At 35.3% G+C, this 24,660-nt stretch carries 27 protein-coding genes; 13 read left to right on the top strand and 14 right to left on the bottom strand.

Annotation, left to right across the window (positions count from 1 at the left end):
- Positions 1–151 precede the first annotated feature (151 nt).
- The 3 genes from rpsB to BUB25_RS06945 all read left to right on the top strand — a co-directional run bounded on the left by rpsB (position 152) and on the right by BUB25_RS06945 (position 2,534).
- Positions 152–919, top strand: a complete 768-nt coding sequence (gene rpsB / locus BUB25_RS06955) for a 30S ribosomal protein S2 (RefSeq protein ID WP_072942243.1) — start codon at positions 152–154, stop codon at positions 917–919.
- A 141-nt stretch (positions 920–1,060) separates the two neighbouring features.
- A complete protein-coding gene (tsf, locus tag BUB25_RS06950; protein ID WP_072942241.1) occupies positions 1,061–1,885 on the top strand; it encodes a translation elongation factor Ts in 825 nt (274 codons plus the stop codon).
- 88 nt (positions 1,886–1,973) lie between these two features.
- On the top strand, positions 1,974–2,534 hold the full coding sequence (locus BUB25_RS06945; protein WP_072942239.1) for a DNA-3-methyladenine glycosylase I: 561 nt from the start codon (positions 1,974–1,976) through the stop codon (positions 2,532–2,534).
- Positions 2,535–2,581: 47 nt separating this feature from the next.
- Here BUB25_RS06945 and aat read toward each other — a convergent pair whose 3' ends face one another.
- A complete protein-coding gene (gene aat / locus BUB25_RS06940) occupies positions 2,582–3,220 on the bottom strand; it encodes a leucyl/phenylalanyl-tRNA--protein transferase (RefSeq protein WP_072942237.1) in 639 nt (212 codons plus the stop codon).
- Positions 3,221–3,290: 70 nt separating this feature from the next.
- On the opposite strand from aat, the gene BUB25_RS06935 reads away from it, so the two are divergent.
- Positions 3,291–4,037, top strand: a complete 747-nt coding sequence (locus BUB25_RS06935; protein WP_244533812.1) for a phosphatase PAP2 family protein — start codon at positions 3,291–3,293, stop codon at positions 4,035–4,037.
- A gap of 70 nt (positions 4,038–4,107) precedes the next feature.
- Here the strand turns inward: BUB25_RS06935 and BUB25_RS06930 are convergent, their stop codons facing one another.
- Both BUB25_RS06930 and BUB25_RS06925 read right to left on the bottom strand, forming a co-directional pair.
- Positions 4,108–4,479 (bottom strand): DUF3127 domain-containing protein, encoded by a 372-nt coding sequence (locus BUB25_RS06930; RefSeq protein ID WP_072942235.1) that lies wholly within the window; start codon positions 4,477–4,479, stop codon positions 4,108–4,110.
- A 27-nt stretch (positions 4,480–4,506) separates the two neighbouring features.
- Positions 4,507–5,382 carry a flavin reductase family protein gene (locus BUB25_RS06925; protein WP_072942234.1) on the bottom strand — a complete coding sequence of 292 codons (876 nt, stop codon included), beginning with the start codon at positions 5,380–5,382 and terminating at the stop codon, positions 4,507–4,509.
- A gap of 169 nt (positions 5,383–5,551) precedes the next feature.
- Between BUB25_RS06925 and BUB25_RS06920 the strand changes: the two genes are divergently transcribed.
- Positions 5,552–6,700, top strand: a complete 1,149-nt coding sequence (locus tag BUB25_RS06920) for a sensor histidine kinase (RefSeq protein WP_072942232.1) — start codon at positions 5,552–5,554, stop codon at positions 6,698–6,700.
- A 5-nt stretch (positions 6,701–6,705) separates the two neighbouring features.
- Here BUB25_RS06920 and BUB25_RS06915 read toward each other — a convergent pair whose 3' ends face one another.
- From BUB25_RS06915 to greA, 3 genes are all read right to left on the bottom strand, one after another.
- Complete coding sequence (locus BUB25_RS06915; RefSeq protein WP_072942229.1) at positions 6,706–7,896, bottom strand: transglutaminase domain-containing protein; 1,191 nt, start codon at positions 7,894–7,896, stop codon at positions 6,706–6,708.
- A gap of 188 nt (positions 7,897–8,084) precedes the next feature.
- Entirely contained in the window at positions 8,085–8,474 is a 390-nt protein-coding gene (locus tag BUB25_RS06910) for an HIT family protein (RefSeq protein WP_072942227.1), read from the bottom strand.
- Positions 8,475–8,552: 78 nt separating this feature from the next.
- The gene (gene greA, locus BUB25_RS06905; protein WP_072942225.1) at positions 8,553–9,029 is read right to left on the bottom strand and encodes a transcription elongation factor GreA; all 477 of its coding nucleotides are present in this window, start codon (positions 9,027–9,029) and stop codon (positions 8,553–8,555) included.
- Between the two features lie 165 nt (positions 9,030–9,194).
- On the opposite strand from greA, the gene BUB25_RS06900 reads away from it, so the two are divergent.
- Positions 9,195–9,608: a Rieske (2Fe-2S) protein gene (locus BUB25_RS06900; protein ID WP_072942222.1), complete on the top strand. Its 414-nt coding sequence runs from the start codon at positions 9,195–9,197 to the stop codon at positions 9,606–9,608.
- Between the two features lie 61 nt (positions 9,609–9,669).
- Here the strand turns inward: BUB25_RS06900 and BUB25_RS06895 are convergent, their stop codons facing one another.
- The 5 genes from BUB25_RS06895 to BUB25_RS06875 all read right to left on the bottom strand — a co-directional run bounded on the left by BUB25_RS06895 (position 9,670) and on the right by BUB25_RS06875 (position 16,046).
- Complete coding sequence (locus tag BUB25_RS06895; protein WP_072942220.1) at positions 9,670–11,907, bottom strand: TonB-dependent receptor; 2,238 nt, start codon at positions 11,905–11,907, stop codon at positions 9,670–9,672.
- 256 nt (positions 11,908–12,163) lie between these two features.
- Positions 12,164–12,565 carry an alternative ribosome rescue aminoacyl-tRNA hydrolase ArfB gene (gene arfB / locus BUB25_RS06890; protein ID WP_072942218.1) on the bottom strand — a complete coding sequence of 134 codons (402 nt, stop codon included), beginning with the start codon at positions 12,563–12,565 and terminating at the stop codon, positions 12,164–12,166.
- A gap of 13 nt (positions 12,566–12,578) precedes the next feature.
- A complete protein-coding gene (locus BUB25_RS06885; RefSeq protein ID WP_072942216.1) occupies positions 12,579–14,693 on the bottom strand; it encodes a DUF4301 family protein in 2,115 nt (704 codons plus the stop codon).
- Complete coding sequence (pnuC, locus tag BUB25_RS06880) at positions 14,657–15,277, bottom strand: nicotinamide riboside transporter PnuC (protein WP_072942214.1); 621 nt, start codon at positions 15,275–15,277, stop codon at positions 14,657–14,659. Before pnuC ends, BUB25_RS06885 begins: the two co-directional genes overlap by 37 nt.
- Before the next feature lie 49 nt (positions 15,278–15,326).
- Positions 15,327–16,046: a geranylgeranylglyceryl/heptaprenylglyceryl phosphate synthase gene (locus BUB25_RS06875; RefSeq protein WP_072942800.1), complete on the bottom strand. Its 720-nt coding sequence runs from the start codon at positions 16,044–16,046 to the stop codon at positions 15,327–15,329.
- A gap of 96 nt (positions 16,047–16,142) precedes the next feature.
- Here BUB25_RS06875 and BUB25_RS06870 point away from each other — a divergent pair, with 96 nt between their 5' ends.
- The 3 genes from BUB25_RS06870 to BUB25_RS06860 all read left to right on the top strand — a co-directional run bounded on the left by BUB25_RS06870 (position 16,143) and on the right by BUB25_RS06860 (position 17,489).
- Entirely contained in the window at positions 16,143–16,739 is a 597-nt protein-coding gene (locus tag BUB25_RS06870) for a Crp/Fnr family transcriptional regulator (RefSeq protein ID WP_072942212.1), read from the top strand.
- Between the two features lie 76 nt (positions 16,740–16,815).
- Entirely contained in the window at positions 16,816–17,103 is a 288-nt protein-coding gene (locus tag BUB25_RS06865) for a hypothetical protein (RefSeq protein WP_072942211.1), read from the top strand.
- Entirely contained in the window at positions 17,100–17,489 is a 390-nt protein-coding gene (locus BUB25_RS06860) for a group III truncated hemoglobin (RefSeq protein WP_072942209.1), read from the top strand. The genes BUB25_RS06865 and BUB25_RS06860 overlap by 4 nt, the downstream gene beginning before the upstream one ends.
- Here BUB25_RS06860 and BUB25_RS06855 read toward each other — a convergent pair.
- Positions 17,486–18,124: a 4'-phosphopantetheinyl transferase family protein gene (locus BUB25_RS06855; RefSeq protein ID WP_072942797.1), complete on the bottom strand. Its 639-nt coding sequence runs from the start codon at positions 18,122–18,124 to the stop codon at positions 17,486–17,488. The two genes, BUB25_RS06860 and BUB25_RS06855, sit on opposite strands and share 4 nt — an antisense overlap.
- Positions 18,125–18,383: 259 nt before the next feature.
- Here BUB25_RS06855 and ahcY point away from each other — a divergent pair, with 259 nt between their 5' ends.
- From ahcY to BUB25_RS06835, 4 genes are all read left to right on the top strand, one after another.
- The gene (ahcY, locus tag BUB25_RS06850; RefSeq protein ID WP_072942207.1) at positions 18,384–19,700 is read left to right on the top strand and encodes an adenosylhomocysteinase; all 1,317 of its coding nucleotides are present in this window, start codon (positions 18,384–18,386) and stop codon (positions 19,698–19,700) included.
- Between the two features lie 564 nt (positions 19,701–20,264).
- On the top strand, positions 20,265–20,489 hold the full coding sequence (locus BUB25_RS06845) for a DUF2683 family protein (RefSeq protein WP_072942205.1): 225 nt from the start codon (positions 20,265–20,267) through the stop codon (positions 20,487–20,489).
- The gene (locus BUB25_RS06840; protein WP_072942203.1) at positions 20,471–20,752 is read left to right on the top strand and encodes a Txe/YoeB family addiction module toxin; all 282 of its coding nucleotides are present in this window, start codon (positions 20,471–20,473) and stop codon (positions 20,750–20,752) included. The genes BUB25_RS06845 and BUB25_RS06840 overlap by 19 nt, the downstream gene beginning before the upstream one ends.
- Positions 20,753–20,885: 133 nt before the next feature.
- Positions 20,886–23,666, top strand: coding sequence for an outer membrane beta-barrel protein (locus tag BUB25_RS06835; RefSeq protein ID WP_072942200.1), 2,781 nt, complete (start codon positions 20,886–20,888; stop codon positions 23,664–23,666).
- A gap of 197 nt (positions 23,667–23,863) precedes the next feature.
- Here BUB25_RS06835 and rpmA read toward each other — a convergent pair whose 3' ends face one another.
- Complete coding sequence (gene rpmA, locus BUB25_RS06830) at positions 23,864–24,130, bottom strand: 50S ribosomal protein L27 (RefSeq protein WP_066333538.1); 267 nt, start codon at positions 24,128–24,130, stop codon at positions 23,864–23,866.
- A gap of 23 nt (positions 24,131–24,153) precedes the next feature.
- Positions 24,154–24,576: a 50S ribosomal protein L21 gene (rplU, locus tag BUB25_RS06825; RefSeq protein WP_072942198.1), complete on the bottom strand. Its 423-nt coding sequence runs from the start codon at positions 24,574–24,576 to the stop codon at positions 24,154–24,156.
- Between the last annotated feature and the right edge of the window lie 84 nt (positions 24,577–24,660).

Here is a 24,660-nt window from a genome sequence, read left to right as displayed (position 1 = left end):
TCCATTAGAACAAGACTCATTTATATTGAATTTAAAAACAATGTTGTTGTTGCCTACCGAGGTAGGAATTAGTTTAGCATCTAAATGTATACAGCCGAGAACATCGCCATTTATACATTGCTAATCAACAGAACGTAAACTAGTACAAAAAATGTCAAACAAAGTAGAAGTAAAAGAATTACTAGAAGCAGGTGTTCACTTTGGACACATGACTAGAAAATGGGATCCAAACATGGCCCCATACATTTATATGGAGCGTAATGGTATTCACATTATCAATCTATATAAAACTGCAGCTAAAATTGAAGAAGCTAATGAAGCTTTGAAAAAAATCGCTGCATCTGGTAGAAAAATATTATTCGTTGCTACCAAAAAACAAGCAAAAGACATCGTTGCTGAAAAAGCAAAAGCTGCAAACATGCCTTACATCACTGAAAGATGGCCTGGTGGAATGCTAACTAACTTCGTAACTATCCGTAAAGCTGTTAAAAAAATGGCAACTATTGATAAAATGAAGAAAGATGGTACATTCATGACCCTTTCTAAAAAAGAGCGTTTACAAGTTGATCGTCTTCGTGCTAAATTAGAGAAAAATTTAGGTTCAATCTCTGATATGTCTAGATTACCAGCTGCATTATTTGTAGTAGACATCAAAGCTGAACACATCGCAATAAAAGAAGCTCAAAAATTAAACATTCCAGTTTTTGCAATGGTAGATACTAACTCTGATCCACGTGAAGTAGAGTATGTAATTCCATCAAATGATGATGCTTCTAAATCAATCGATAAAATTTTATCTTTAGTAACTGCTGCAGTTATCGAAGGACTTTCTGATAGAGGTTCTGAGAAAGAAGCTGACGCAACTGAAAAAGAAGCTCCAGTAGCAACTGAAACAGCTGCTCCAGCAACTGAAGAATAAAAAATACAATTTTTAAATTCCAAATTTTAAATTCCAAATTCCCCTTAAAAATTAGAAACAATTAGTTGATAATTTAATAAAATTGGAATTTGGGATTTAAGGGTTGGAATTTTTACTTTTAACCTTAAAAAATAATACAACATGGCAACAATAACAGCTGCAGACGTAAATAAATTAAGAACAGCAACTGGTGCAGGAATGATGGACTGCAAAAAAGCATTAGTTGAAGCAGAAGGAAATTTTGACTTAGCAATCGAAAACCTACGTAAAAAAGGACAGAAAGTAGCCGCAAACCGTTCAGATAGAGAATCTACTGAAGGTGCTGCAATTGCTATTGTAAACGCAGACAAAACAGTAGGTGTGGCTATCACACTAAACTGCGAAACTGACTTCGTAGGCATGAACGAAAGTTTTGTAACTATGGCAACTGAATTAGCTGCTTTAGCATTGAACTTTGACACAAAAGAAGATTTCTTAGCTGCTGAATACAAAGGAATTACTGTTGCTGAAAAATTAATTGAGCAAACAGGTGTTATTGGAGAAAAACTTGAAATCAGAACTTTTGAGAAATTAGAAGGTGCTTTCGTAGGATCTTACATCCACTCTGGTAACAAAATCGCTACTTTAGTAGCTTTATCTGCTGCCCCAGCTGGTGCCGAAGAAGCTGCTAGAAACGTTGCAATGCAAGCTGCTGCAATGAACCCAATTGCTTTAGATGCTGCTGGTGTTGATGCTTCAATCATTGAAAAAGAAATAGAAATTGCTAAAGAACAATTAAGAGCCGAAGGTAAACCAGAAGCAATGTTGGAAAACATTTCTAAAGGAAAAATCCAACGTTTTTACAAAGACAATACTTTAGTAAACCAAGATTACATCAAAGATAGCTCAGTAAATGTTGCTGCTTATGTAAAATCGGTTGATGCTAATTTAACTGTTACAGGTTTCAAAAGAGCTGCTTTAGGATAATTCATTCTAAAATTCATATTAAATCCCATTTCGAAGCAATTTGAAATGGGATTTTTCTTTTATATTTGAACATCTAAACCCCCAACAAATGAAAACTAAAACAAGATGCGGCTGGTGCTTATCTAGCGATTTATACCGTAAATATCATGATGAAGAATGGGGAACTGCTGTTTATGATGACACCACCTTATTCGAATTTTTACTCCTCGAAACCTTTCAGGCTGGATTGAGTTGGATTACCATTCTCAACAAAAGAGAAAACTTCCGCAAAGCCTTTGATAATTTCGATTATCAAAAAATAGCAAACTATTCCGAAGAAAAAATCCAAGAATTACTCCTAGACGCTGGTATTATTCGAAATAAACTCAAGGTATATTCTGCCGTAACTAACGCTCAGAATTTCATCAAAATCCAGGAAGAATTCGGCAGTTTTTCTAAATATATTTGGGCTTTTACTAATGGCAGACCCATAGACAACAAACCCAAAACCCTCAAAGACGTTCCTGCTACTACTCCACTTTCGGATGCTATTAGCAAAGATTTAAAAAAACGTGGTTTTAAATTTGTCGGATCAACCGTAGTTTACGCTCACATGCAGGCCACCGGAATGGTCAACGACCACATAGCCGAATGCTGGACCAGAACGTAATAGGCAGTAATCAGTTGCAATTGACATATCCAAAACTGCAAACCAAACTACATGCTTTTCAATATTTTGATAAATTCTTCTCGTTCTATTTCCCTGCATCCCAAACTTTCCAAATGGGGATTGTAAACCTGGCAATCGAGCAGTTTATAATTCTCATTTTTCAATTTTTCAACCAAACTTATAAAAGCCACTTTAGAGGCATTAGAAACTTTGGAAAACATACTTTCGCCACAGAAAACATGACCTAAATCAATGCCGTACAATCCGCCAACCAACTTATCCTCCTGCCATACCTCAACCGATTTGGCCATTCCTAAATCATGTAGGCTACAATAGGCTTCAATCATATCATTGGTGATCCAGGTACCGTTTTGACCTTCTCTTTTTATTATCTGGCAATTCGAAATAACATCTCTAAAATTCTGGTTGAAAGTCACTTTGAAAATATTTCTGTTTAGAATATTCCGCATACTTTTAGAAACAATTAATTCGTCCAGAAATAATACCATTCTAGGATCTGGAGACCACCAAGTAATAGGCTCACCATCTTCAAACCAAGGGAAAATTCCGCTTTTATAGGCTAATTGCAATCGTTCTGGCGACAAATCACCCCCCAAAGCAATAATTCCTGAGGAATGCGCTAGAGAAATTGGCGGGAAATATAATTTTTTAGATAAATAATGCATCCTTTTTTAAACTAAAATATAAAACAAACGGTTAATTTTGACTCAGCAAATTTACATCAAACCAAAAACTTTGAGAAACGATATCCTAACAACAAGAATGTTCTTTTTACTCTTCTTTACATTGACCGCATTTGAAATGTGCGGACAGAGTCTTGACACAATAACAAGAAGTAGAAAACTAAGTTATAAATCATTCATTTTTCCTGCTTTACTTACAACTGGAGGTATTGTAATGATCAATTCAGATTTGAGTAATACCATTCAAGATCAGTCAAATCATTTTTTTGGAAAAAACTTTAAAACAGGTACTGATAATTTCCTGCCTTTTGTCCCAATTGCCCAAATTTACATGGGTCCCATTTTAGGATTCAAACCAAAAGACAATGTTTTAAATCAGACAATAGATATCGTAGTTGCAAATTCTATTACATTAGTTGTTGTTGAAGTTACAAAAAATCTTGTTAGATATGAAAGACCTGATCATTCAAACAACTTCAGTTTTCCGTCGGGACACACCGCTATTTCATTTACCACAGCAGCACTCCTATACCATCAATACAGAGATTCTAATTTATGGTACGCCAGCAGCGGTTTTTTGTTTGCAACTGCAACCGGAATTCTTAGAATAGCCAACAATAAGCATTTTGCACCAGATGTAATAACCGGTGCCGGAATAGGTCTAGCCTCCGGGCTTTTGGTTTCTTACTACAATCCCTTCCGAACTATCAAATTTGGAAAAAACAGGAAAACTTCGGCTTTGGTTTACCCGCAAATCGGAAACCAAATTGGAATTGGCTTAATTTTAAAACCGGAATAATCTTCATTCGAAACACTATAGCACAAAAAAAGCCTTGAGATTATCAAGGCTTTCAATGAATATATGTATATTAAAAAGGCAAGTCGTCTGGTTCTTCTTCGTTCAAGCTTGTTGCCGGAGCAAATGCCTGAGCTGCTGGCATTGGAGCCGAAGGAGCTTGTGCTTCTGCAACTAATTTCTCTATTCTCCATCCTTGGATACTATTAAAATATCTCGTTTCACCTTGTGGATTAACCCACTCTCTACCTCTTAAATTGATTGAAACTTTTACAGGTTCACCAATGGTATAGTTGTTTAGTAAATCACATTTATCCTGAGTAAATTCAATCATAATATGTTGAGGATACTGCTCTTCTGTAGTAACAACTAACTCTCTCTTTTTAAATGATGCACTAACTTGTTGTTCTGGATTAACAACTTTAATTTTCCCTGTAACTTCCATCTTCGTTATTTTAATTGTTATTTAAGATTATTTTTTGGCAAGAAGCACTTTCCATGCAGAAAACACATCATCGTTATCTAAGTATTTTTTGGCTTCCAGATGCACTTTTTCTTTGTCATCTGAGCTCAATACTCCTTTCACAGAAAAATTCTGTTTTACAAATATACTAACTTCTTCTATTGTAGGCAAGGCTTCAATATTTCCTAATTTACCCAAATCATTTCCGTCAAAAACAACGCTTTCCTTGACATGATTAGGAATAGCATCTACCCCAATCCCCAGGGTAACTAACGGCTTAGGTACTTCAAACAATCCTTGATTGGATCTTGAATACCAATTCCCGCCCAATCTGGAAACCAGATCTATTTTATGTTGATCAATTACACCATTCTCATCCAAAATCGCTTCATCGATATGAATTTTTAGCACCTCACAAAGAATTAAATTCCCGGCTCCGCCCTCAGTCCCTAAAGGAATAATCTGATTCACTTTACATTCAAACTGAACTGGCGATTCTTTTACTCTAAATGGCTTTACAACATCCGAAGCAATTGCGGTTAAACCGGCCTTCAAAAACTCGTTTACTCCTTCGGCGTATTCGGTACTTGCAAGGGAAGTTTGTTGAACGATATCAAAGTTAACTACATTGATCACAACTTCTTTGGTCGATTCACAATTAATCAGAGTATGCTTAATCGAATTATCGCGAACGCGTCTTGAAGGCGAAAAAACTAAAATAGGCGGATTAGCACTAAAAACATTAAAGAAACTGAAAGGGGATAAATTTGGATTCCCTTTTTCATCAACTGTACTTGCAAAAGCTATAGGCCTTGGACCAACAGCTGCTTGTAAATACCCTTGTAGCTTAGCAGTTGCAATACTTTTGGGATCAATACTAATCATATTTATTTTGGTTTCGCTATTTTATTTTACAAAAGTAAGTAAATCGTTTTGTAAAAAAAGAAGCTAGCTCTATTTAATCCTAAAAAATACTTTTAACAGAAACCCCTCGTTTAAAAACTGAAATAATACTGCGTATATTTCGTTATATTTATACCTCAAAAACGTATTTATGCAGTTTTCTAAAAAAAGAAACACCACCCGCTGGGTCATTATTGCCGCCTCTTTTTTGATTATTTCATTAATTCTATGGAATACTTATACTTTTTTTCAAATATTTAAAAACGAAGAACGTTTAAAAATGAATCTTTGGGCAAACGCCCAAAAAACACTAAAAACAGCTGGCGAAAATACGGATGTTGAACTTCCGTTACAGATTTTCAGTAATAATACTTCTATTCCTATCATCCTTACTGAACACGACAGCATCATCAACACGGTGAACATTGACGACGAAATTATAAAAAACCCTGGCAAAGCCTTAGCCTTTTTATCCGATTTAAAAAACGAAAATGACCCGATTGTAATTGAATATGTCCCGGGGAAATTTCAAAAATTATATTATGGTAATTCGGCTTTGCTGAATAAACTCAAATACTATCCCATAGCCCTGTTGCTTATCATTGTATTATTTGGTGCCTTGGTTTACAATTTTTACAAAAGTACCCGAATGGCCACACAGAACAAACTTTGGGCTGGAATGGCAAAAGAAACCGCACATCAAATTGGGACACCGCTGTCTTCTTTAATAGGCTGGGTAGAAATATTGAAAACCGAAAATATTGACAAAAACACCACAGCCGAAATCGAAAGAGACATCGAACGTTTGCAAACCATTACGGATCGTTTCTCAAAAATAGGCTCCGAACCTGTCCTTGAAAAAAAAGATATTATCGAAGAAACCCTTCAGTCGTACAACTACCTGCAATCCCGATTTTCCAAACAAATTGAATTTACTTTCGAAGGTCCAAAAATGCCTATTTATGTAATGCTTAACCCTGTGTTACACAGCTGGACTATCGAAAACTTGGTGAAAAATGCCATTGATGCGATGAAAGGAAGAGGAAAACTGTCTTTAAAAATTGAACAGGATAATGATATAGTAAAAATAAATGTTACGGATAGTGGCAATGGAATTCAAAAAAACCAGTTCAAAACCATCTTCGAACCTGGTTTTACAACCAAAAAAAGAGGCTGGGGACTGGGACTTTCTTTAACCAAAAGAATTGTCGAAGAATACCATAAAGGAAGCATAAAGGTATTGAATTCCGAAATTGGAAAAGGAACAACTATGCAAGTGAGTTTTAAAAAACTAATTTAAATCAGCTACTTAGTTTTGGGTGTGACCCTTTTTCCTGTTGAACCAGATTTAGTAGCCAAATAAGTTTTTACAAATTGTAAATGTTTATCTGATCTTTCTAAAGTCTGAGCAATACTACTTTTTAAACCTTCTAAATTCACTCTATTTTGTTCATCAATATTTTCTTCTAGATATAAAATAGAATCTTTAGTATCTAACAATCTATCAATTGGTTCTTGTATCATCCTTTTAATTTCTTTATCTGGAAGAGGAGGTTGGAATCGTTTATTTCTATAATCAATAAAATTATTTAACTGTACAATGGACATACTAAATTGATTTGCTACTTCTCTAAATTTTGCTTGAACTTTTTCAAATTTCACTCTTCTCACATTATCCTCTTCAAACATCAATTCTCGCTTTTTACTAATATAAGCCTGAGAAACATGCTGATTTTTCATCCCTCCTTTTTCAATTCTTACAATAGATTCCTTACACTGGTCTACTCTTGATAAACTTTCGAGTCTTATTATTTCATTAACGAAATCAAATTTTTGTTTTGTATCATCACCCAAATAAACACCATTTATAAATTCTTGATTGCCTATAGGATACTCTCGAAACTGCCACAAATAATCAAATGGCATATGTGTATTGATCATGATTTCTGGATCTGCTTTAAAATATTCATTATTAATTCTTCTAGTAAAAACACCATTAATAACATAACCGGAACCCCATGTAGGATCGAATAAATACCATTTATCATCAATTTTGGCGGCATTCCAAACATGCGCTAAATTATTAACAACTCCATTAGTTTTAACATAACCTTGCACAACAAAAGTCTTCATACCCAGCAAATTAGCTATTTCTTTAAAAACATTAGCATAGTCAACACAAATTCCTTTTTTTGTATTTAAAATTTTCACAACCCTATCCTGAGGTTTCTCTTCAAAATTCACCAAAAACATATTTTCAGTATCGTAACTAATTGTATTGGCAGTCCAGTAAAAAACAGCACGAATCTTATCTGATTCTGTTTCGAAATTGCTCTTAATATAATGGCTCACACTATCCATAGATTGAGCATAAGCCAGCGGCATTTTATCCATCTTAGCATCAATCAAATCATAATTATTTTGGATTTTTTGTTTTTTTTGTGCCAAAACAAAAAAGGAGCAAAAACAAGAAAGCAACAAAAGGGTATGTCTCATAACAGAATAAAAAAAGTTTGTTGTACAATATCAAATATATAAAATAAGATTAATTCTACAAGAAACAAGTAATGAATTCAGAACTATTTACTAAATAAAAAAAGCAAATAACATTTTTAAAAGCATAAAAAAATCGTTTAAAGAAATTCTCTAAACGATTTTTTTATATAAACTTTTTGTCATAAAAACTATATATTAACCCTGATTTCTTCAGCTAAGCTTTCAAATTCTTCTTTGGTCAAAGAAACTTTATTTTGGAATCGCATTTCGTCCATCTCATTCAAGGGAATCAAATGAACATGAGCATGAGGCACTTCAAGTCCCACCACTGCCATTCCAATCCTTTTACAAGGAACGGTTTTCTCCAGCGCAATGGCAATCTTTCTTGAAAAATGCATCAAGCCCAAATAATGTGCTTCATCCATGTCAAATATTTTGTCGACTTCAAATTTTGGAATACAAAGCGTATGTCCTTTGGCATTTGGATTCACATCCAGAAAAGCCAAATAATGCTCGTCTTCGGCAATTTTGTAACAAGGTATTTCCCCGTTTACTATTTTGGTAAATATTGAACTCATTGTTTTTTTTTTGGATTAAGCAGTTAACTGTTTATTCGTTTAACCGATTAAACAAATAACCGATTAAACTTTGCAAAATTAGTCTCGTGAAATTTCAAGAATTTCAAATTTCAAAACCCCGTTTGGAACCGTAATTTCGGCAACTTCACCAACGGATTTCCCTAATAAACCTTTCCCTATAGGAGAAGTCACAGATATCTTTCCGGTTTTTAAGTCAGCCTCACTTTCGGCAACTAAGGTGTATTTCATTTCCATGCCATTAGATTGGTTTTTGATCTTCACATTAGATAAAACCAAAACCTTAGAAACATCCAGATGTGTTTCGTCAATTAAGCGGGCATTGGAATGAATTTCCTCCAATTTAGCGATTCTCATCTCCAGCATTCCTTGTGCCTCCTTGGCTGCGTCGTATTCTGCATTTTCGGATAAATCCCCTTTATCTCTTGCCTCAGCTATATCAGCGGATGCTTTTGGACGCATCACACTTTTCAAATAATCCAATTCTTCTCTTAATTTCTTTAATCCTTCTGCGGTATAATAAGATATTGCGCTCATAGTTTCGTTATTTATGTAAATAGAAAAAATCCCATCAGGACGGGATTTCTTTCCACAAAGATACTTTTATTTTCTTTAGTCTAAAATTATATGTTAATCATATATCTAAGTCAAAGTTAAATAAATTAAATTTGTTTAACTAATACTTTTAATTTATTTTAAATAATGAAAAAACACCTTCTCCTGCTCCTGATTCTGCCTTTCTTTTTTGGCTGTAGCGATAATGGTTTTAACAATAAAAACCCATATATTCCTAATTATAGTTTTTCGGTAGATCTAAATCTGGCTTTTTACCAAAATCTCACCTACCCAGGAAATGCCTTTTATTATTCGGGAGCCGGCGTAGGATCCAGAGGCATCTACGTTTTTAATACCGGTAGTGGCTACAATGCTTTTGATGCCGCCTGCCCTAATCAGAGTTTGACTTCCTGTACCAATTTGACCTTAAAAGGCATCAATCTGGTTTGTCCTTGCGACAAATCTGAATACAGCTTATATACCGGCCAGGGAAACTTGCAATATCCGTTAAAACAATATCGGGTTGAAGTAAATGGAACTGTGCTACGGGTTTATAATTAAAACTTAAAAAGGGGTGAAAGTTTATAACTTTCACCCCTTTTTAGTTATTTATATTTCACTGTTAAAACTTCAGCGTCAATCCTACCAAAAAATTAATTCCCGCTTGCGGATAATAGCCCGCTCCCTCAATTGTGGTAACAGCAGGAGGATTAGAATAATCATCGTCATAGGTATAAAAATAGCCGTTAGACACATATTTATAATCAAGAATATTATTTACCAAGCCAGATAAAAGTACTGACTTGAAAACAGACTTAGGCTTAAACTCATAAGAGACATTCAGGTCATTTACAAAATACGATTTTAGCTTAGACCCCTCAGAGTCGATATTCCCCATGTATTGCTCTCCAACAAACTTAGACAATAACGAAACCTGAAAATTCTTAACCGGTAAAAATGTCACAATATTTCCCGCAATAAAATCAGGGGAGTATGCAATATTAGTATTCCCTAAAGCCGTCAAAACGCCGTCTCTTTTAAAGAAAAAATCTTTGTTTTTATTCGTGCTTATCGTAGCATTAGGTCTGACAATTAAATTATCCAAAACAGCTATCGTAGCATCAATCTCTAATCCTAGGCGGTAGCTATCCCCACTGTTTTCGCGAACAGGAGCACCAACATCGTCTAAGGCTCCGGTAAGAATCAACTGGTCTTTATAAGCCATATAATACATATTGGCATTGAATTGTACTCTTGCCGAATTATGACGCAATCCCAATTCAAAATCATTTAGTTTTTCCGGCTTCGGACTTCCGTTTTCATAATCGGTTCTATTAGGCTCACGATTGGCTCTGGCATAAGAAAAATACAAAGCGTTATTAGTGTTGATTTCGAAATTTAATCCTGCTTTTGGATTGAAAAAATTAAAATTATCATTCACAATTCCTGTTTCGGCGCCATTGGCTTTATAATGTACATTTCTCAATTGTAAATCCCCAAACAAACTGATTTTTTCGGTGATTTGATAATTGGCTTTCGCAAAAATGTTTCCGTCTGTTTTGGTTGCTGCATCATCATAATAATGATCGTCCAATTCACTTTTCGAAGCATAACGCGCCCAAATAATTTTCCCAAAATGGGCTCCTTCGTATTTGTTGTAACCACCTCCCAGAATCACATCCAGTTTTTCGTCTTTGTAGTTGGCCGAAAAAGTAGTTCCGTAAAAATCATTGTCCAACCATTTTTGACGAATCAAATCAGTTCTATTGATTGTAGCCCCATTAATAATGATAGGAGTCAATCCATAAGCCGAGAATTTCGCATCTTCTTTGTAATTCTCATAATAGCCTTTTCCTTTGGTGTAATGAAAAGCTAGATTAGTATTCCAATTTTTGGCTACCTTTTCGTTCCAATGCAATTGGTAATGATCTTGTTTGTAATTATCGGTTTCATTGTCATAAAAACGAACATTCCCAAACTCATCGGCGTACATCCCAGCCGTATTGTAAGTTCTGTCATTTTTTAGTTTGTCCAAATCTTCCAATCCGTTCCAGGACTGATAGGTTTTTTCAGTTCCACCAAAAGCCAAAGCCTTGATCAAAGTTGTTTTCCCCACATAAGTTCCCTGCAGGAAATAAGATTTCAAATCAGAAAAGGCCCTGTCAATATACCCATCCGATTTCAAAGCAGACAAACGACCAGCCAATTCAAAATGATCATTAATGAGTCCGGTACTGAACTTAACCGTGTGTTTTCTGGTGTTGAAACTCCCGAAAGAATTCGAGATTTCGCCATTGCTCTCCTTGGCATAACTATCCGTCAGCATATTTAGGCTTGCGCCAAAAGCACCTGCGCCATTTGTAGAAGTTCCCACACCGCGTTGCAACTGCAAACTCTCTATCGAAGAAGCAAAATCAGGCATGTTTACCCAATAAGTTCCGTGACTCTCGGAATCATTGTACGGAATTCCGTTAATGGTAACATTAACCCTTGTGGCATCACTGCCTCGAACGCGGATTCCGGTATAACCCACTCCGTTTCCGGCATCAGAAGTCGTGACAACCGATGGCAAATAATTCATCAAAATAGGGATATCCTGTCCTAAATTTCGAAATTTGATTTCTTTTTTGCCTAAATCACTAAAACTGACCGGCGTTTTTGAAGTGACACGAACTGCCGAAACCAAAACCTCATCGAGTTGGTTTACTTTGGTTGTGTCTTTGACTTGTGAAAAAGAAGAGAAAGAACAGAAAATAGAAAATAAAAAACAGAAAAACAACTTGCGATTTGCATATTTCTGCAACTTTGAGACTTTGCAACTTTGAGACTTTGCAACTTTAAAACTAATAATAGTATTCATCCGTAAAAAGATTACGAATAAAAGGGGGAATTATTCTTTTGTTAAATTAAAAATGATTGTTTCCTATGACAAATAGATAGTGTGCACGCTATTTTTTTGTCATTTTTTCCCTTAACAGCATTACCTGTTCAGGTTCGTTGGGTATAATCTCAGCTCGTTATTTAGAGCACCCCTTTGAGACGGCGCAAAGGTAGAAAAAGTATTAAGATTTTACCATCAAGTATCAAAAATTTTATCTTTTGAGTTTTTCTTAATACTAAAAATCAGGTTTCCTGCGGTTTTTCTTAACTTCCGAAATGTTCTTTTTATCCTTTATTCGCTTTCTAATCACCGATTTCGGAATCTTAGTCGCCTTCCTTTCTTTGGGAACAACCAATCCTTTTTTTATAAGTTCCAAAAAGCGCTTGGTGACAATTTCTTTGTTTTTAAATTGACTCCTGTCTTCGTCACAATTCAAAATCAAAACCAGATCTGTTGTCAACCTTGATGACAATCGGGTTTCTAATAGTATTTTCTCCTCCGCTGTCAAGCCCTGAGAGTTTTTCAAATCAAAAGTCAAGACTACTTTTGAAGAAACTTTGTTTACATTTTGACCTCCGGCACCGCTACTTCGGACGGCTTTATACTGCAATTCCGAAATTATTTTTTCTATTTCCATCGATGTGATAAAATTATTGTGGCTGATGTGCCGGTTTCAACAAATCATTAACCGTTTTTACCGGATTAAACGTAATCAGCGGTACCTCGACAAATACCGTTAGCCAATTGGCCATCGCTCCATTCCATAATCCCGGTAATTCGTATGCTTTTAATGCAGCTCCATTTTGGGATTTTTCAACAATAAAACCGCTGTTATGATTTACAAATTGCGCTAAATGAAATTTTTCGTTTTTATAATTTTTAAGACCGCACACTAAATCAACCGGATTAAAATGAGTCGCATTGGCCAGAATCCTGGCTTGATGTTCGTCTTTCAAATCCACTTGCGAAGATTCCACTATTTGCAAAGAAACCGCATTGTTTTCATTTCTGACCCAAAATGGACCACCGCCAGGTTCTCCTTCATTTTTCACCATTCCGCATACCCGAATTGGTCTGTTTAAGGCATTTTTGACAAACTCTGTTTTATGTTCCAAACTAAAGCTGTCGAAACCCGCCGCCATTTCCACATTTAATTTGGCTTCTAAAAAACTGCGAATCTCCTCGATTTGTTCATGAGCTGCCAAATTAGATTCAATTAAACCCAAATAACCAAAAATCTGCTGCTGCAATTCGACCAATATTCCTGCCAAAGCATTCTTATACAGCGCAATTTTATCGTTGTTATTATGAATTACATTGTCAATATTTTTTATAAAAACGACATCTGCATTTAAGCTGTTTAAATTTTCAATCAGAGCTCCATGTCCGCCCGGCCTGAAAACCAAGGCTCCCTTTTCATCCCTAAACGGCATATTCTCCAAATCAACCGCAAGCGTATCAGTGCTTTTATTTTGATACGAGTAAGAGACCTCTATTGTCGTTTTGGATTCGTTTTCAACCTTAGTCTTTATAGAATTGATTATCTCATCAAATTGACTCTGATGTGCCTCTGAAACGGTAAAATGCAAATGAGAATTCCCATTCGAACTGGAATAATAACCGCATTCGTACAGATGCTCCTCTATCGGTGTGGCAATATTGGCTGCGTATTTATGAAAAGGCAAAATCCCCTTTGGCTTATTGGCAAAATCAAAATAGTCCGAAGACAACAGGAATTTTATAAAATAATAATTCTTATAATCACTCTCCAATGTGACAAAATCAGGAAATTCTTCTCTCAGCTTTTTATCAATGGCCTCGAAAAACGGAAATTTATCCATACCAATGATAAAAATCGACAATTCACTGTCTTTCTTTCGGTTGATATAAGCGTTGATGCTTTCGTTTTTAAGATCAAATTCTTTCAGGAATGTTGTCAGAAATTTAAACATTCTGGTCGCCGCTCCAGAGGCAGGAACAAATTTTTTCAGTTTTAAATTTGATTTATTCGCTTCAAAAAAAGTCGCTTTTTCTTTAAAATCGCTTTCAGAAAGTTTCAGGATTCCATTATACAAAGTTGCCGGTTCCACCAAAGCCGTTTTGGAAATCCCGTTCTGAAAAAACTGCAATTGCTTTTGGATATTCGCTAATGGAATTCCATGCTCATATATTTGCACAAAATCATGTGAAGAAAATCCCATTTCCCGCGCAATTGTCAGATCATCAATAATGGCAATTGCCTTTTTCAATCGCAAATTTTTATCGCCCGAAAGCGTTATAAATGCTTTATTATTGTCGACCAAAGATTGTTTAAACACTTCAAAAACGCTTTGCCTTCCTTCGGGCTTATCCCTTAAATCGTCTTTTTCCCAAGGCACATCAATATCGGTCAGAAAAAACAAATCGTATTCGTGTTCCCGTGCCGCCTGATCCAGCAAAGGATCGCAATAGTCATAATAAACTTCCGAAAAAACCTTGGTTACCATTAAATTAGTGTCACAAAGCAGGTATTTATTGGCCATGGACAGTTTTTCGTTTTCCAATCGCGTTTGTCCGTAAGCTATAGGCAACATATCATTCACATCGCAAATGAGTTGGCTCTTATCCCATTTTTCCTGAAGATAATCGCGTGCAAATTCAGGAACCCAAGCCGTTTTATAATGATCCGCAAGCTGGATTGCCAAGGTGGTTTTCCCAGTGCTTTCGGGTCCGAATAAAGCGATTTTTACTATTGTTGTATTTTGTTGTCTAAGATTCTCTTCCATTCTATATAAGCTGAAATAGCCAAAATTGTAAAAATTAAATATTGCAGCGCCAACATTCCCAGGCCGCGATAAGCATAAAGTGGCACCACAATGATATCGCCAATAATCCAAAGTGTCCAGTTTTCGATTTTTTTCTTGGCCATGTACCACATTCCCGCAAAAAATATCCCCGAAGCAATAATATCGATATAATTCTCTTTTTTTATCTCGTAATCAAAATAATGATAAATACCGAATACCACAAAAATGGTGATAAAAAACAACAAAATTCCTATTCCTTTTTCCTTTGTATTGGTACGCGTAATCGGCAGATGATCGTCCGTTTTCCCGCCTTTGGACCAAACATACCAGCCATAAACACTCATGACCGAAAAATAAGCGTTAATGAGCATATCTCCCAAATAGCCTGCCACATAAAGCAAATAGACCGAAATTATTGTCGCTATCAAACCCGTTGGGTAGACCCAGATGTTTTCTTTTTTGGCAAACCAAACGCTTAGAATTCCGAAAACAAAAACAAGAAATTCCAAGACAATATGCCAAATGGGGACATTTTTATAGCTATTCAGAAAAAATTCAATCATTATAGTTCGTTATTTTGACTCTTGAATTAAGTGTCCTTTGTTTACTAATTTACGATTCAAAAAAACCGGGATTATTTTCAAAAGCAGTACCAATAACCACTAAATCAGCTCCCGAATCATAGGCGTTTTGAATGCCTTGCAAATCTACAATTCCGCCGCCAACAACTAACGGAATAAGAATATTTTTTGACACTTTTTGAATCATTTCCAAAGGAACTGACTCTTTTGCTCCACTTCCCGCCTCGAGATAAATCAATTTATTCCCTAACATCTCACCGGCTTGGGCAGTTTGAATTACATAATCGATATTGTTTCTGTCCAATGGCCTGGTTTTACTGACCCGTTCTACAGCGGTTTCATTGCCGCTTTCTATCAGAATGTAGCCCGTGGAAATAATTTCAAGTGGGCTTTGTTTTAAAACAGGAGCCGCTTTCACCTGATATTCGATCAAATAATCCGGATTTCGTCCTGAAATTAACGAAAGAAGCAAAATCGCATCGGCTTCTTTTGAAATTTGGGAAGGATCCCCGGGAAACAAAACGATGGGCAAACTTATTTTTTGTTTCAATCGAATAACAAGTTCGTCTAAAATATTGTTTTCGACCAGGCTTCCGCCAATGAAAATATGGCTGGCTGGCGATTGATTGATTTTTGAAATTAAGCCCTCCAAATTTTCCAGAACCACTTTGTCAGGATCCAATAATAGGGCCAGTAATTTTTTGTTTTCTGACTTGGCCCGGACTATTTGATTGTAAATCATTTGCTTCATAATAGTTGTAAAAGTAAAAGATTTTTTTGAGGCCAAAGAACAATTTGGAATCAATTATATTTGTTACTCGATTCCGAACAGAAAACAAATAAAATCATGATTGCTACTGAATTACTGGAAAAATATGGCGCATTGAGTAAATCGTTCAACAAATCAGAAACCATTTTTGAGGAAGGAAAATCGCCTACGCATTATTACCAAATCCTGAGCGGTGAAGTAAAAATGAATAATTTCAATGATGACGGCCGCGAATTCATCCAAGGTTTTTTCAATAAGGGTCAAAGTTTTGGGGAACCTCCTTTATTTTTAAACAGGGTCTATCCCGCCAATGCGATAGCGGTCGAAGACACCGAACTGCTTTGCATTTCAAAAGACAACTTTATGAAATTGCTCAGCGAAAACCCGTCGGTTTCACTAAAAATAATTGAAAATCTGGCCCAGCGTTTGCATTACAAATCTGTTATGGCGGCCGAGATTTCGACCCATGAACCAGAACACAGGGTTTTGCGTCTAATTGATTATTCGATTACCTATTTTAATTTCAAAGAAGATAAAAACGGACACCGCATCGATTTAACGCGCCAACAAATTGGCGATCTGACAGGGCTTCGCGTTGAAACCGTGATTCGTGCCATTAAATCATTGGAAAAAAAAGGAACCTTAAAAATCATCAATCGAAAAGTGTACCGTTAATTTTTACCCTTATGATTTCAGTCATAAATTAAGGAATGGAAGTACCGCTAAATTTGCTGTATAAAATTCAAACATTATGACACTCTACAAAAAAACATTCGAAAATTTTGAAAAAGGCTTTATTGGTTTTTCAACTATGGCAGTTATCGGACAAAGTTGCCTTGGCGCCGCTGCTGCAATGTTTATCCTTTCTAATGGTACCTCTGCTTTACAAATGCTACAATTATCCATTGTTGTTTTGATTTGTATGCTTGTAAACACTTCTATTTTGGCACAAATGAGTCATAAACTGGTATTCAACCTTATCATTACAAGCGTGATTTCGAGCGCTTTCTTGATCTTTTTGAATAACTTTGTTTTATGAGAAAAACAATTGAAAACCGAGATGACCTGACACTTTTAGTTCATTCTTTCTACGACAAAATAAGAGCCGACAAGGAAATTGGTTTCTTTTTTAACGAGACGATTAGCGATTGGGATGAGCATTTAGAAAAGCTGACGGATTTTTGGGAAATGAATTTATTTGGGGGTAAAAAATACAAAGGAAACCCCATTGCCGCTCATAACAAAGTGGACGAACATTTCGATCATCGGATTTCCCCAAACGAATTTGGCATTTGGCTGAACCTATGGTTTGCAACTTTAGACGAACTTTTTGAAGGTGAAAATGTGGAAATTCTAAAGAGAAGGGCCCGAAAAATGGGCACTTTTCTTTATATGAATATTTTTGAAAATAGAGGTAAGATTTAATTTTTCTCAAAAGCATAAACCAAAGTAAAACCTTCAATTTCTTCAAAATAGATTTTGAACTCCTTGACCAAGCCTCCAAAATGAAGCTCGGCAATCGCTTGCGCATCGATTATTTCGAACGCATTGACTTTGATGTGGTCTTTGAAGCTGATTCCCTTTTCATTTCGGATTTTGAAAATAGCTTCTTTGGCGCCCCATTTTACCGTTAGTTTTTTGATGTAATCCTGAGCGCCAATACTTCTTAAACGGCTTAATTCTTTTTCGTTTATGAATTTATCAGCAATCCGGATGATTTTTTCTCGTTGCAATTCGATATCTATTCCCACAATTTCATCGCTGATAATTATGGCCGAAAAATTATGGGAATGCGTGATAGAAATATGTTTGTCGTCCTTGAGATGCGGTTTCCCAAATTCATCATAGTACAAATCCAAATCACTATAGCCCGCTTCTTGCAAAAGTTTGCGTACGCTCAAGAAAGCACGCTGATGCAATTCAGACTTCATTCCGTTTAACCGAATGAGATTGTTTTCATTTAAAACTACTGCATCGAATAATTCATCGAAAGATTCGGTGATTTTCCAAACCAAAATTTGAGTTGACGCATTGCTGTTTATGGTTTTGTAGAGTGGCATCGTATTGTGTTCTTTATTTTTTAGCCCCGATAATAGCGACATCCTTTTTTCACGCTTTTTTGCGTGGAAAAAGATATAGCGGCTAGCGGGAATAGCTCCTTATAAAAATTATTTAGCTATTGTTCAAAAGATTAGCGCATTAAACAATTCACAAATCTTTTAGAAAATAGTTAGATTTTAAAGTTATTGCGTAAATTTGCAAAAATTTTACGCCCGAGCCTCAAGGCGAACGGACGAAGTAATTACAAATATACTATAAATGAGTACTACAACTATGCCTTTTGTGGCTTTCAAAGTAAAAGACATCTCTCTAGCAGCCTGGGGAAGAAAAGAAATTGAACTAGCTGAAGCTGAAATGCCAGGTTTAATGGCGCTTCGTGCGGAATACAAAGACGAACAACCTTTGAAAGGGGCTCGTATTGCAGGATGTTTGCATATGACAATCCAAACTGCGGTTTTGATCGAGACTTTAATTGCTCTTGGTGCTGAAGTGACTTGGAGTTCTTGTAATATTTTCTCTACTCAAGATCAAGCTGCTGCTGCTATTGCTGCTGCTGGAATTCAAGTTTATGCTTGGAAAGGTCTAAACGAAGAAGATTTTGACTGGTGTATTGAGCAAACTTTATTCTTTGGAGAAGACAGAAAACCATTGAACATGATTTTGGACGATGGTGGAGATTTAACTAATATGGTTATTGACCGTTACCCGGAATTGGTTGCTGGAATTAAAGGTTTATCTGAAGAAACTACAACTGGAGTTCACAGATTGTACGAAAGAGTAAAAGCCGGAACATTGCCAATGCCGGCGATTAACGTAAATGACTCGGTTACCAAATCTAAATTTGACAACAAATACGGCTGTAAAGAATCAGCAGTTGATGCGGTTCGTCGTGCAACTGACCTTATGTTGGCTGGTAAAAGAGTAGTTGTTTGCGGATACGGTGACGTAGGAAAAGGAACAGCTGCTTCTTTTAGAGGTGCTGGATCTATTGTAACGGTAACTGAAATCGACCCAATTTGTGCTTTACAAGCTGCAATGGACGGTTTTGAAGTAAAAAAATTAGATACAGTTATCGCAACTGCTGACATCATCATTACTACAACTGGAAATAAAGACATTGTTTTGGGTTCTCATTTCGAACAAATGAAAGACAAAACTATCGTTTGTAACATCGGACACTTTGATAACGAAATTGATATGGCTTGGTTGAACAAAAACCACGGTGCATCAAAAATCGAAATTAAACCACAAGTAGACAAATATACTATCGCAGGAAAAGATATCATCATCTTGGCAGAAGGTCGTTTGGTAAACCTTGGTTGTGCTACAGGTCACCCAAGTTTTGTAATGTCTAACTCATTCACCAACCAAACTCTAGCTCAAATCGAATTGTGGAAAAACAGTGCTGCTTATAACAACGATGTTTACATGTTACCTAAACATTTAGATGAAAAAGTAGCTATGTTGCACTTGGCAAAACTGGGTGTTGAACTAGAAACTTTACGTGACGATCAGGCAGCTTATATTGGAGTTCCTGTTGAAGGTCCATTCAAACCGGAATATTACAGATATTAGTATTAAGATTTTAGTACTAAGAATTAAGATAGACCCTTGCAGCAATGTGAGGGTTTTTTGTTTTTCAAATATCAAATAATTTTGAAAGGAAACATTATTTAATTTTGTGCGTTTTATTTTATAATTATTGATATATTTAACCATGTAAAAAATAATTACAATATGAGTCAAAGAGGTATATTTTGGAACAAAACTTTGTATAATTGGCGGATTTTATGCCGGTTATCAAATTGACAAATCAATTGATAATATTGTTGTTTCCTTTTTAGGAGGCATCTTATGTGCAATTATATTATTTTTAACATTATCATTTTTATCTCATATCCTTAAATAAGAAAATTTAGCAATATCAAATAAAATCAAACTGTGAAAAAACAAATAAAAATCTTATTTATATTTTGCGTCTTATTTATACTTGCCTTTCCAAATAATGGAATAGCTCAAAGCTATTAATTTAAAAAACTTATCTTCAAAAAGCTACAAGCTATTTTCAAAAAACAATCAAGCTCTTAACAATAACCCAAATATTTTATATCTTTGTGTCTCAATTGAATACTTATCAAAATGACCACACTTACGGTAAATATAAAAGACATTTCTCAAATTGCAATCATCAAAAAAATTTTGAAAGCTTTTGATGTGGAAGTAATTGAGCAAAACAATGAAATTACACATCCAGAGTTAATCGAAAGATTAGACAAACACCATAAAAACTTTCAGGATCCTGCCTACAGAAAAGAAAACTACACCAAAGTAGATCCCAAAAATATATGGGCAGATATACAATAGAAATAAGCAAAGAAGCTCTTGCTGATTTGTTAAAAATAAAAAAGTCGGGCAAGACAACGGATATTTCAAAAATTGAAAAAATATTTCTAGAGCTAGAAATACATCCAACAATTGGAATTGGCAAACCCGAAAAGCTAAAATACAAAGAAACCGAAATTTGGTCGAGACAAATTAATAAAAAAGACCGATTGGTATATGAAATTATCGACCACGAAGTAGTTATAATTATCATTTCAGCCTTGGGGCATTATAATGACAAATAGTTTTACTCTATCAAAGCAAACCCTAAATTCAAGACTTCTAAAATCTAAAATAAAGAATCAGAGTTCATTTTAAAGTTTCCGATTAAACCTTTAGAACGATTTGACATCTAAAAAGCAGTCAAATAAATCTAATATGCTAAAGTACTACTCCATTCTGCTTTTTTTAATTTTTCCTTTTCTAACTAATGCCCAAGAACAATACAGCATTAGCGGTAAAGTTTTAAACATCAATGACCAAACTCCGCTAGAAGCGGCTACCGTCTATTTTTCTACTGTAAAAGATTCAGCCGTATTAGAATACGCCACAACCAACAAGGAAGGCATATTTAAATTTACAACTAAGAAATATGATAAACCTGTATTTCTAAAAGTCAGTTTTATGGGGTTTCAGACATTTACAGAAGAACTGCCAAAAATCTCAGAAAACAAAAACTTCAACAATATTTACCTATCTGAATCCTTCAACGCATTGGATGGAGTAACGATAAAAACAGAAGCACCGCCTATTCGAGTAAAAAAAGACACCTTAGAATTTAACGCCTCTTCGTTTAAGGTGCGCCCAGACTCAAATGTAGAAACACTGCTAAAACAGTTGCCCGGTGTTGAAATTGACAGTGACGGAAAAGTTTCGGTTAATGGAAAAGACGTAACCCAATTTCTAGTCAATGGAAAAACCTTTTTTGACAGAGATGGAGCGATGATTTTAAAAAACTTACCTGCCGAAATCATCAATAAAGTTCAGGTTTCTGATTTTAAAACCAAAAAAGAAGAATTATCAAAACAAGAATCTACTTCTGATTTTTCGAGTATTAACTTCACTATCGACGACAACAAAAACAAAGGTATGTTTGGAAAATTTTTAGGAGGTTACGGCACCGACAATCGTTACGAAAGCAGTATGGTGATGAATTTCTTTAATAACAAACAAAAAATTAGTGTCTTAGCTTCGTCTAACAACATCAACTCTACAGGCTTCTCTATGGATGAAGTTTTTGACAGCATGGGTGGCGGGAGAAACAATAGAGGCTCAAACAATTCCTCATCAGGAAGCGGAAAAGGAATTACGCAGTCAAATTTAGGAGGATTTAACTATACTGACGAATGGTTTAAAGGTTTTGATGCTTCGGCAAATTACTCGTTCAACAATACCACTACTACAAACGACAACCGATCTAAAACAGTAAACTTTCAACCAACCGGGAATTTCACAACAGAATCGAATTCAAGCTCAAAAGATGAAAACACTGGAAATAAAGCTAATTTTGAATTGGAATATAAAATTGATCCTAAGACACGAATAGTCGTTAGACCAAATGTCAATTTATCTCGTTCGAATAGTTCCAATAACTCCGACAGCTTTTCTAAAGACGAAAATGACCAATTATTAAACGAAAGCAATTCAATATCGCTGCGAGAAAACCAATCAACCAGTTTTGGAAATTCGATCAATTTCAATAGAGCTTTTGAAAAAAAAGCACGTAATTTAAGTTTTGTTTTCAACAACAATAACAACAACAGCGACTCAGACACTTTTGCTGAATCTACCACAATTCTTTACAAGGATGGCATATTCGAATCAAATGACATTCGAAATCAAAAGAGCAAAAACGACAACGTCTCCGATTCCTATTCGGCTGATATCGAGTATACCGAACCTATTACTGACTCTTTGCGTGTCCGTTTTGGAGCCGATTTTGACTGGAAGAACGAAATCAAAGATTTAAAAACCTACGATTTTGATACCAATTCAAACAGCTTTTCTGTTTTAAATGAAGGATTATCTACCTATACCACTTCCAGACAAAACTCAATTAGTCCAAAAGTTGGTTTGAGTTTTGAGAAGAACAAATTTACTTTTAACTTAAATTCCAGCACTTCGATTATACAATTTGACAACTATTCCTTCTACAAAGGAGAAGCTGCCAATTTAAATAAAAAATACCTGCTGCCTTATGGAGGCGCACAAATCAGATACCGAATCGAGCGCTCTAAATTTGTAGCTTTAAAATATGATTACCTTAATAGCCTGCCCTCATCAAGTCAATTATTGGCGATTACCAATTTATCTAATCCATTGAACACTGTAATAGGGAATCCTGATTTAAATCCCAATGAAAAGCACAATATTAGCTTAGATTTCAGAAATTTTGATTTCAGAACTCGTTCTGGCTACAATTTATTTGCAAGCGCAACTTATAATAATAGCGAAATTATTTCAAGTACCGTTTTTGACCAAAGCAGAAAAAGAACAACCACCTACGAGAACATATCGGGAACCTATTCGACTTCATTGGGAGGAAACTGGAATCAAACCATAAAAAAAGAAGCACATGTCTTTCGATATGGAATAGGCCTTAGAGGAAGCTACTCATTGAACAAAGGTTTTACAGATGGCGTTTTATATGAGGCAAAATCAATAGGAATCAGTCCTAGAATGTATTTTAATTATGATTACGGAGAATTATTAACCATCGCCCCTTCCTACAGTATGTCGTATAATGAATCCAAATATCAAAATTATCAGATTAGCGGAAGATCGAATGCTGTTCACAGAATTAATTTACAAACCACAAACTACTGGCCTAAAAATTGGATTTTCGGAAACGACTTTGGCTACACTTATGATGCCAGCAGAACAAATAATAATTTCTACCAATGGAACTCTAGTTTATCCTATGGTTTATTTGACAAAAAACTGATTGCAAAAATAAAGGTATATGACGTCCTGAATCAAAATCAGAGCTATTCCAGAACTATTTCGGCCACAACCATACGCGATGAAGAAAACACTATTTTAAAGCGATACGCCTTATTTTCTTTAACCTATAAAATCGAAGATTTTGCCGGTATGAAAAAAATGCCTGGAAACAGAGAGAACAACAGAAGAGAAGGACAAAATTTCAGAAACGACTAAAACTTCCACGAAATACTTTCATTACATCAAAAGCCAAAAGCCGTTCCTTAGAATGGCTTTTTTTATGAGTTCAAAACCTAAAAAATAAACTTTTAAATTGACAGATCATAAATAAACTCATTCCACCTTAAAAAACTAAGAACACAAAAAAACCCGCTTCTTTCGAAACGGGTTTTTAAATAAATTGAGAAAATCAATTATGCTTCAACTTCAAATGGAAGTATAGAAACGTATGATTTATTATCTCTTTTCTTTTGGAAGTGTACCACTCCATCTACTCTTGCGTGTAGGGTGTGATCTTTACTGATGTAAACATTTTCACCTGGATTGTGTTTTGAACCTCTTTGTCTTACGATGATGTTCCCTGCGATAGCAGCTTGTCCACCAAAAATCTTAACACCTAAACGTTTCGATTCTGATTCTCTACCATTCTTGGAACTACCGACACCTTTCTTGTGAGCCATGACGTATTAGTTTTATTTTGTTATTATTCTTGAGTATCTTCTTTTTTTGCTTTTGGAGCTTTCTTCACTTTTGGAGCTGCAGTTTCTGCAGTTGCTTCTACCGCCGCTTTTTTAGGAGCTGCTTTTTTAGCACCAGTTGAAGTAATACCTTCAATTACAATTTGAGTAAGATACTGTCTGTGACCGTTTCTCTTTTTGTATCCTTTTCTTCTTTTCTTTTTGAAAACGATAACTTTATCTCCTTTTAAGTGTTGTAACACTTTAGCTTCTACAGAAGCACCTTCTATAGCTGGGGCGCCTAAAGTAACGTTTCCGTTATCGTCTAATAAAAGAACTTTATCAAAAGAAACTTTTGAACCTTCTTCATTAGCCAAACGGTGAACATAAACCTTTAAGTCTTTGCTTACTTTGAATTGTTGCCCTGCTATCTCTACGATTGCGTACATAACAAATTGTTTTATTAATTTTTAAGGTTGCAAATATACAATTAAATATTTACTAAGCAATCAGTTGTGCCAAAAAAATACAGC

Source organism: Flavobacterium granuli, assembly GCF_900129705.1.
Classification (GTDB): Bacteria; Bacteroidota; Bacteroidia; order Flavobacteriales; family Flavobacteriaceae; genus Flavobacterium; species Flavobacterium granuli.
This window is presented reverse-complemented; position numbering and strand designations above follow the sequence as displayed.